This is a genomic window from Okeania sp. SIO2B9 (assembly GCF_010672505.1).
Classification (GTDB): Bacteria; Cyanobacteriota; Cyanobacteriia; order Cyanobacteriales; family Microcoleaceae; genus Okeania; species Okeania hirsuta.
On record NZ_JAAHGK010000187.1, the window covers coordinates 1 to 7,928 of the forward strand.

The following is a 7,928-nucleotide window of genomic DNA, read 5'->3' on the forward strand; positions in this document are numbered from 1 at the left end:
TCTTCTTCCTTCTTCTTTCTTCCCTCCTGACTCCTGAGGACTGACTCCTGAGGACTCCGTAGTTATTTATTTATCACTGTTCAACCGGACATGATATAATTATAAACTATCATAGATATTGTTTCATTAACTAATTTCACTCAGTTAATTATTTAGGAGTAGATGACAAGATGCAGTACAAATTATTAGGAAAAAGTGGACTCAGAGTATCCGAACTATGCTTGGGCACAATGACCTTTGGCGAAGACTGGGGTTGGGGTTCTTCTAAAGAAGAAAGCCAAAGAATTTATCAAGTCTTCCGTGAAGCAGGCGGTAATTTTATTGATACTGCCAACATTTACACCAACGGTACAAGTGAGAAATTTCTCGGTGAGTTTATTGCCTCGGAAAGAAATGCTGTTGTTTTAGCCACTAAATATACCAATGGTTTTGGCGATAATAATCCAAATGGTGGCGGAAACCAACGCAAAAATATGGTGCAGTCGGTAGAAGCTAGTCTCAAACGTCTTAATACTGACTATATCGATGTTTTATGGTTGCACGCTTGGGATTTTATGACTCCACCGGAAGAAGTAATGCGGGCATTTGACGATTTGGTTAGAGCAGGAAAAGTATTATATATTGGTATTTCCGATGCTCCTGCTTGGGTTGTTTCTCAATGCAATACCTTGGCTGAATTACGGGGTTGGACACAATTTATCGGTTTACAAATTGAGTATAGTCTGATTCAACGCACTCCAGAAAGGGAAATTTTGCCGATGGCGAAGACTTTGGATATTGGAGTAACTGCGTGGTCGCCTCTAGCTAGTGGTTGGTTGACTGGCAAATATACCAAAGCTAATACAGTAGAAGAAGAGCGCAGACTAGACAATGAAATGATGAAAGATTTTGTGAATCAGAGCGATCGTAATTTGAGTATTGCAAAAGAAGTAGATAAAGTTGCAGAAGAAATAGGAAAGAGTTCGTCACAAGTTGCTTTAAATTGGTTATTAAATAAGGGTGTAATTCCTATTATTGGAGCTAGAAAAGTTTCTCACATTGAAGATAATATTCAATGTGTGGATGTGAAATTATCAGCAGATCAAATTCAGCAACTTGAGAAAGTAAGTCAAATTGAACTTGGTTTTCCTCACGACTTCTTTAACGCAGATATGCCCAGAAACTTTGTTTACAATGGTACATTTGACAAAATTGACAATCATCGTTATTCACAATTAATGGATATCTCCAGAAAATAGGGAACAGCGAACAGGGAACAGGGAACATAGAACCCATTTGGGATTTATTTAAAAATATAGGGGGAGTGTGGGGAGTGTGGAGAGTGCGGGTAGAGTGGAGAGCATTGACTTAATCAAAGAATAACGATATAATACGTTACATTCGCCTACTATTAGACAGAATGTGTTCACACATTACACTTACTCCCCATGCTGAAAACTTAGGCAACGCCAGATTTTTCCTTGATATTTCTTAGGAGTCAACCTACCCGCGCGCCCAACCCACCCCCGCCCCTCCCAGGAGGGGAACCAGGAGAGGAACTCAGGAAGACAGAGTCACACGGGAATAGCTTTAATACCATTTTTCAGATCGCAAATCATTCTTTTCTCTTGGTGCGCTACCAGGTGCGACTGGCGTCGTCGCGGGGTCGCACCGCTCTCTTGGTCGATGGTGGGATGGCGTTAGCGACTGCTTTGTCAAAGGACATATCCTGCACGTGTCTTTTTATTCTTCTTACTATTCGTAACATTCTTTTTTCACACTTGGTATAACAGTAAAAAGATTCAGGAATTACGCAGAAACCCGGTTTATGAACGAATTTTGTAGTTTTAACAATAATCAAGGCAATAAACCTGGTTTCTTGGTTGGTTTCCGTAAGTATTGTAACTGATAACTGATAAATGACTACAGAGAGTGCATGCTGGCAACATTCAAACCACTTACCAACCCGCCAATATCAAAGAACATCATTGCCATCAATGCTAAAAAGTTCCGGTAAGAACAGGACGATTTTTTTGCTCTAAAATTGAGTCGCCATATTTCCACAAAACCCAGGTACAGGCAGCACCTAAAGGATAGGGTAAACAGAACACTGAATTCGTGATCTTCCATAAATAGGTAATGCACTAAAAGCGTATTTTCCAGCAACCAAGCTCTTGCACCGTTGGCAGGATAACGATAGCGCATATATACCCAATTTCCGGAAGTAATGGCGAAAAATGACAAGCAGGTTGACCAAAAGGTAAGGGTACGCATTTGAGGGAGAATTTTCCGAACTCCTCGTAATAGGGGAAATGCTAGATGTCCTGCATAAGAGATCAGAACTGTTGCTAATAGGGTGGCAAAACCATGTATTGCTCCCATATAACAAGGAAAGAGTTGGTTAGGACAGAGATTGATGATGAACCTGAGACAGAGAAAAGCTTTTACCACTGTTCCCTGTTCCCTGTTCCCTGTTCCCTGCTATATAACGTTGCCACGGACTCGGACTCAACTTGAGAAATACCGATGTCTTGTATTATTGCGATATACGCAATAGTACAGAACGAACGCCCAAACTACCCAATAGAAATAGACCAAAAATTGAACCTGGTTCGGGAACTTTTTCTGTTTCCTGCCCCAAAGTGTCACCATCAGCTTCGGAGTCAGTGACAATAGTAACCGCATAACCAGGACGAGAACCAGCATCATTAATAGATAAGTAACCAGGAATATTTTTGTCAAAGGCAGCGTGGGCAGATTGACGCCAGTTACTCAAACCTGCGGTTGTTAAACCTTCATTTACTGGAAAGTCCGAGGTCTCTGTGGGAATAACCACATTTTCTTCCCAGAAATATGAAACATAACCTTCCAATTCATCTTTCAAAAAAGAGCGATCGTTTAGCCACCACTTTCGACTTCTAGGGTCTCGAGAGTCCCCACCATCTGGCAAAACAACAATACCCATGCCTTCTCCACTACCTGCCCAGTTAACGGCATTGACTAAGAAACCGAGAGGACCGTTAGGACGAGGACCAGGAGTGCCACTATAGTGATTGTCAGCGTCCTGACCGCTCAGGAAAGTACGGTTTCCCCTGGCTGTAGATATTGCGCTTTTGTTATTCAAAATCCCAGTGGGGTCAAAATTTAATATTGATTCACTCCAAGCAGTTCCGATCGCTAAAACATCATAATTAGAAAAGTTGGGTGTGGAGTCTTGGGGATTCCAGAAAGTGAGATTCCAATCTAAACTGCCATCTCCTTCTGGGTCAAATGTTGGTGCTAGAGCAGCTAACTCCGAGATTTTGGCATTGTAAGCATCGGTCTGACCATACCACAGAACATTGAGAGATGCAGCATTAGCGACGGAGGCCGAAAACAGACCGAAAGTAGTAGCAATACCTAAGATTGCTTGATTGATTAAACGATGTTTTTGATTACTCATAATTATCTCCATTGGTAGATTAGATGTAGGTGCGAACGGCTGTTTGCCGTAGATTAAATGTAGAAACACTTCTGTAAAAATGCGGTTACTCTTGTTATTCACAACCGATACAATTCTAGAACGGGGTAAATATAGCGAAGTTGTCATAGAGGGCAATTTAGATATTATTGCAGCTTTCAGCCGTTGGGAGAGTGATGGTACACTTGACACGCAAAAGCTAGTAAAACAACCACCATATATGCTTTTTAGCGATTCACAGGATCACTAGAATGTCTAATATTGTGTAATATTTCATTGGATGTAATCGTGAAAAGAGCAGTTCCTGAGATGCTTACAGAGTAAGGCTTTCATTCCTAGATTGCCCCTCATAGCAGCTTCGCTATATTTGACCCTTTTAAGATAAGATCTCCATCTTGAATTTCAACGTCTTCAAAAAATTCAGCCATTTTAGTTAGAACTCCGATTATTTTCTAGAAACTTGTATTTCTGATGTCTTGGCAGTTATGCAGTTTAGGAAAGATTTTACGCCATTTGAGGCTTGCTATTTACCGATTTACCCCGGATTATTGAGCGGTTATATTATTTCTCGGCGTAGATCAAAGGTTCGTGCGACCAGGGCTAATTAAAGCTTGAAAGCATTGATTTGTATAGCTTTTAGCTATCTTGCTTTTTTATTGTCTGAAAGTTATTTCAGACAATAACGGAACGGAATCACAAGAGCTTCAGAGTTTTTCTGACTCGCTGCACTAAATAACGCCCACCTTCTATTTACGCCTAAACGATGGATTGTTGAACGCAATGCATGGGTGGCTAAATAGATTTAGGCGCGCTATGTAAGGATTATGAAGTCTATTCAGATGTAAGTGAAGCAATGATTTATGGCTCATTAATCCAACTCATGGTCAAGCGACTAGCTAATTTAAGATTTACTTTATGAATCAGCTCTGAGACTTTAAGTAAAAAACTGCAACAGAACTTAAGTCTGTAACGAAATTTGTCTCCCTGCACTGCTGAACCCAACTAATGGTACTATAGCTAATGATCTGAACTTAATAGACATCTCCTAAAATTAAAAATAAAATCAATTCTTATCCATAAATTGTCAATTATCAAAATAATTGGGTCGCGCAACGCCGCCTTAAGAGGCGAAATATTTTTGGATAGTTGCTCAAATCCCCGTTACAAAAATAACTTCTAACTTCTGACTTCTGACTTCGTTAATTCTCCCTGTTCCCTGCTCCCTGTTCCCTGTTACCTCTTTTCTGGAGATGTATAATATAAATATGTTGTATCTTATAAGGAGAAAAGCATGATGATAAGTAAGGATATTATGGAGCAAGTTACTCAAAGCTACAAGGTAATGCTGGCTTATCACCAGCAGGTTGGAAGCTTGTTTAAGGTTCTAGATAACCGATTCGCATCTGAGCATAACGCCAAAAAATTCTTACCTATATCCCTAAATAAGCTGTTCTCAGTTTGTGATGACGAGTATATGTTCTTAGATAACTATACTTTATTAAATCGCAAAGAACCTTACGATTCAGGACTACCATTTTGGTTGGGTCGCTTTTATGTTAATGCAGATTATTTAGTAGACGATACTCCTATCGATGATTATCCAGCAAAGCAAGTGCAGTATATAGCCTTTGTTTGGGTTTGGGTAGGATGTGACGATCCTAATGTAGTTGATGTGGACGAACCCGAATGTTGGATTGCTATTATTGAGCCAAAACCTACTCATCCTGAAACTCGGATTTATGATGTTGCGGAAATGATTTGGAAATGGATACGTATTGAAACAACAGCGGAAGAAGAATCAGACGGATGGATTGTAGGTCGTTTTTCTCCTAATGATTTCGGGTCTGAACTAAATGGTTTTTGGCACGTCAAGCGTTTCCCTCTAAAGGATATTTCGAGTATATATCACATCTACAAGCTCATCATTAATCCATTAACTGAAAAGCTAGCTCAGTTAGAAGGAGGCAAGAGCATCAGATGATATCCGGCAAATAGTTTGTAATATGTCAGATCAAGTCTGGTAGCATTTGTGTAATTTAGATAAGGAGTCAGGAGTCAACCCACCCCTAACCCCTCCCAGGAGGGGAAGGACCGAGTCAGGAGGGAAGAAAAATTTAGAAAGATTTGCCCTATGGCGCTCAGATTTTTATACCGAATTAAGCAGAGTTGAGATCATTGGGAGTGGAAAGAATTGAAACAATGCAGTCACTAAACTTGGGAATTGCTTTCGGTTTGTCATGCTTCGCCAACGATTTATCAACGCAATAACGGTTATTTACAAGCACATGATATCAATTTAAAAATGTTAGGACTTACGCAGCACAAAGTATTTCCGTCATTGCCAACGATAGGGAATCAATCTGAAATCCCAGTTTTTCCTACTTTATGCGTAAGTCCTGAATGTATCAAGTAATGCTCAATCAGGAGAATTAGTAATGAAAAAGCGTCAGTTAGGAAAGACCAATATTGAAATTAGTGAAGTTGGTCTAGGTACTTGGCAACTTTCAGGGGATGTGTGGGGAAAAAAAACGGAAGCAGAATATATCCAGGCAATTGAGGCAGCAATAGATGCAGATATTAATTACTTAGATACGGCTTTAGACTACGGAAATGGTTATTGTGAACAGGTAATCGGTAAAGCTTTACAGGGAAATTCTTCGGTAGTAATTTCTAGTAAAATTCCGCCTCAATGCGATGACTGGTCTCCAAAACCTCAAAGTAAGATTCAGGATTATTTTTCCTCTGATTGGATCGTAAAATGTTGCGACACTACCCTCAAAAATTTACGGCGGGAGTGCATTGATATTTTATTTTTGCATACTTGGAATCTGGCCTGGGGTCATTGTACGGAATGGTATGAAGCGATGCTAAAGCTAAAAGAACTGGGTAAAATTAGAGCCATTGGTATATCGGTTGGCGATCGCCGTGCTGGTGAAGCTAATAGTCATATTGAAGCAGGGCGGATTGATGTTGTTCAGGTGGTTTATAATATTTTGGAGCAAGAACCTGAATATACATTGTTTCCGATGGCTCAAAAACATCAGGTCGGGATTATAGCACGCTGTCCATTTAGTTCTGGTGCATTAGTTAGTGGCTGGACACACTCTCAAAAGTTTCCACAAGGGGATTGGCGTGGATTATGGACTCCTGATGATTGGGTAGCAAGACAGGTAGAAATGGTTGATTTGATTAAACCAATTGTCAAAGATATTAATTTATCTATGTCAGAGATAGGGTTAAAATATATCCTGAACAATCAAACTGTTACTTCTGTGATTCCGGGTTCCTCAAGTACCGAGCATATTCGTAGGAATGCTTCTGTAGCTAGATTACCTAATCTTTCGGAAGATATATTGCATAAATTGCAGCAACTTTGGTTGGATGGGAAAATACAAGGAACTTATAATGGCGGAGCTTAATAATCTACATTAAAATTTAGTATAAAAGAAACAGTCAGAAGTCAGGAGGGAAGAAAGGAGGAAAGAAGAAAAGTCAAAGATAATTTCAGTATTTCTTCGGTACTGTCAGTTCTTGAATTTTATTTATAACTGACCCGTCCGAACATAGTATAATGCCTAATATCAATTCTATAAATGTTTGCTACAAATAGCTAGGGTATTTCTTAGGAGTCAACCCACCCCTCGCCCCTCCCCCTCCTGGGAGGGGAAGTCAGTCGGACTGAGTCACACGGGAATGGCTTCAATACCAGTTTTGAGCTAGTAAATTCTCTTTTTCTCTTGATGCGCTACCAGGTGCGACTGTCGTAGTCGCGGGGTCGCACCGCTTTATCAAAGGGACATTTCCTGTAAAGTATGCACGACCGCGTCAGCGGAACGGAGTTCTATCGCACTTATTATTCGTAACATTCTTTTTTCAAATTAGTATAAGACCTTGGTTATTCAAGGTAGCAATATTTTTTGAAAATAGTATTACTTCTTTACCACTACCGGAATTTTTACCCAAAAACAACTCCCTACACCAACTTTACTGGTTACTTCAATTTTGCCTCCGTGAACCTGAATCAAGGTTTGAGCGATCGCCATGTCTAACTCTGTTCCTTGTTAGAAAGAGGTTTGTTATGGAATACATTTATTACCATTAACACAAACCTGCTTTCTATACAATTTTATACAATAACACTGGATTTGATATTACCGAAAAATTGTGGGTATGCGCCTCCCCTTTTAAGGGGTTAACGAAGTCATAAGTTATTTTTTTAACGGGGATTTAAGCCTCGCTCCAAAAATATTTCGCTTTAAAAGGCGGGGTTGCGCGACCCAATTATTTTGAGAAAAAAAGAGAATATTTCTGATGTCAAGCCTCCTGATTGCAGAGGTACTGATAACTAATAACTGATAACTATTGAAGAAGGAGACAGGAGACAGGAGACAGGAGACAGGAGGAAAATTACATGGGGATAGTCAACGAAGGGCCGCTCCGCGTCTACGCTCCCCCAAGTAATTTTGAACACCCCCGTTGACGGTGGGGT

Annotated in this window: 7 protein-coding genes and 1 pseudogene; 4 read left to right on the plus strand and 4 right to left on the minus strand. The window is 40.1% G+C overall.

What is annotated here, in order from left to right; translation table 11 throughout:
* Positions 1-170: 170 nt before the first annotated feature.
* Entirely contained in the window at positions 171-1,238 is a 1,068-nt protein-coding gene (locus F6K13_RS09135) for an aldo/keto reductase (protein WP_124143103.1), read from the plus strand.
* Between the two features lie 331 nt (positions 1,239-1,569).
* Here the strand turns inward: F6K13_RS09135 and F6K13_RS09140 are convergent, their stop codons facing one another.
* From F6K13_RS09140 to F6K13_RS09150, 3 genes are all read right to left on the minus strand, one after another.
* Positions 1,570-1,698 (minus strand): hypothetical protein, encoded by a 129-nt coding sequence (locus F6K13_RS09140; RefSeq protein ID WP_287287237.1) that lies wholly within the window; start codon positions 1,696-1,698, stop codon positions 1,570-1,572.
* Positions 1,699-1,902: 204 nt separating this feature from the next.
* Positions 1,903-2,430 carry a hypothetical protein gene (locus F6K13_RS09145; protein WP_205127218.1) on the minus strand — a complete coding sequence of 176 codons (528 nt, stop codon included), beginning with the start codon at positions 2,428-2,430 and terminating at the stop codon, positions 1,903-1,905.
* An 85-nt stretch (positions 2,431-2,515) separates the two neighbouring features.
* Positions 2,516-3,523 carry a PEP-CTERM sorting domain-containing protein gene (locus F6K13_RS09150; protein ID WP_161564912.1) on the minus strand — a complete coding sequence of 336 codons (1,008 nt, stop codon included), beginning with the start codon at positions 3,521-3,523 and terminating at the stop codon, positions 2,516-2,518.
* 1,207 nt (positions 3,524-4,730) lie between these two features.
* On the opposite strand from F6K13_RS09150, the gene F6K13_RS09155 reads away from it, so the two are divergent.
* The 3 genes from F6K13_RS09155 to F6K13_RS09165 all read left to right on the plus strand — a co-directional run bounded on the left by F6K13_RS09155 (position 4,731) and on the right by F6K13_RS09165 (position 7,159).
* Positions 4,731-5,420, plus strand: a complete 690-nt coding sequence (locus F6K13_RS09155) for a hypothetical protein (RefSeq protein ID WP_124143101.1) — start codon at positions 4,731-4,733, stop codon at positions 5,418-5,420.
* A 454-nt stretch (positions 5,421-5,874) separates the two neighbouring features.
* Positions 5,875-6,858, plus strand: a complete 984-nt coding sequence (locus F6K13_RS09160) for an aldo/keto reductase (protein ID WP_124143100.1) — start codon at positions 5,875-5,877, stop codon at positions 6,856-6,858.
* Positions 6,859-7,036: 178 nt separating this feature from the next.
* Positions 7,037-7,159: a hypothetical protein gene (locus F6K13_RS09165; protein WP_287287239.1), complete on the plus strand. Its 123-nt coding sequence runs from the start codon at positions 7,037-7,039 to the stop codon at positions 7,157-7,159.
* Positions 7,160-7,368: 209 nt separating this feature from the next.
* On the opposite strand, the pseudogene F6K13_RS34995 reads toward F6K13_RS09165, so the two are convergent.
* Positions 7,369-7,485 (minus strand): annotated as a pseudogene (locus tag F6K13_RS34995) (hypothetical protein); the annotation flags it as partial.
* Positions 7,486-7,928 lie beyond the last annotated feature (443 nt).

Bases quoted from the DNA above. Each gene is read 5' to 3' on its own strand.
- F6K13_RS09135 (WP_124143103.1), top strand. From the start codon at position 171: ATGCAGTACAAATTATTAGGAAAAAGTGGACTCAGAGTATCCGAACTA.
- F6K13_RS09155 (WP_124143101.1), top strand. From the start codon at position 4,731: ATGATGATAAGTAAGGATATTATGGAGCAAGTTACTCAAAGCTACAAG.
- F6K13_RS09160 (WP_124143100.1), top strand. From the start codon at position 5,875: ATGAAAAAGCGTCAGTTAGGAAAGACCAATATTGAAATTAGTGAAGTT.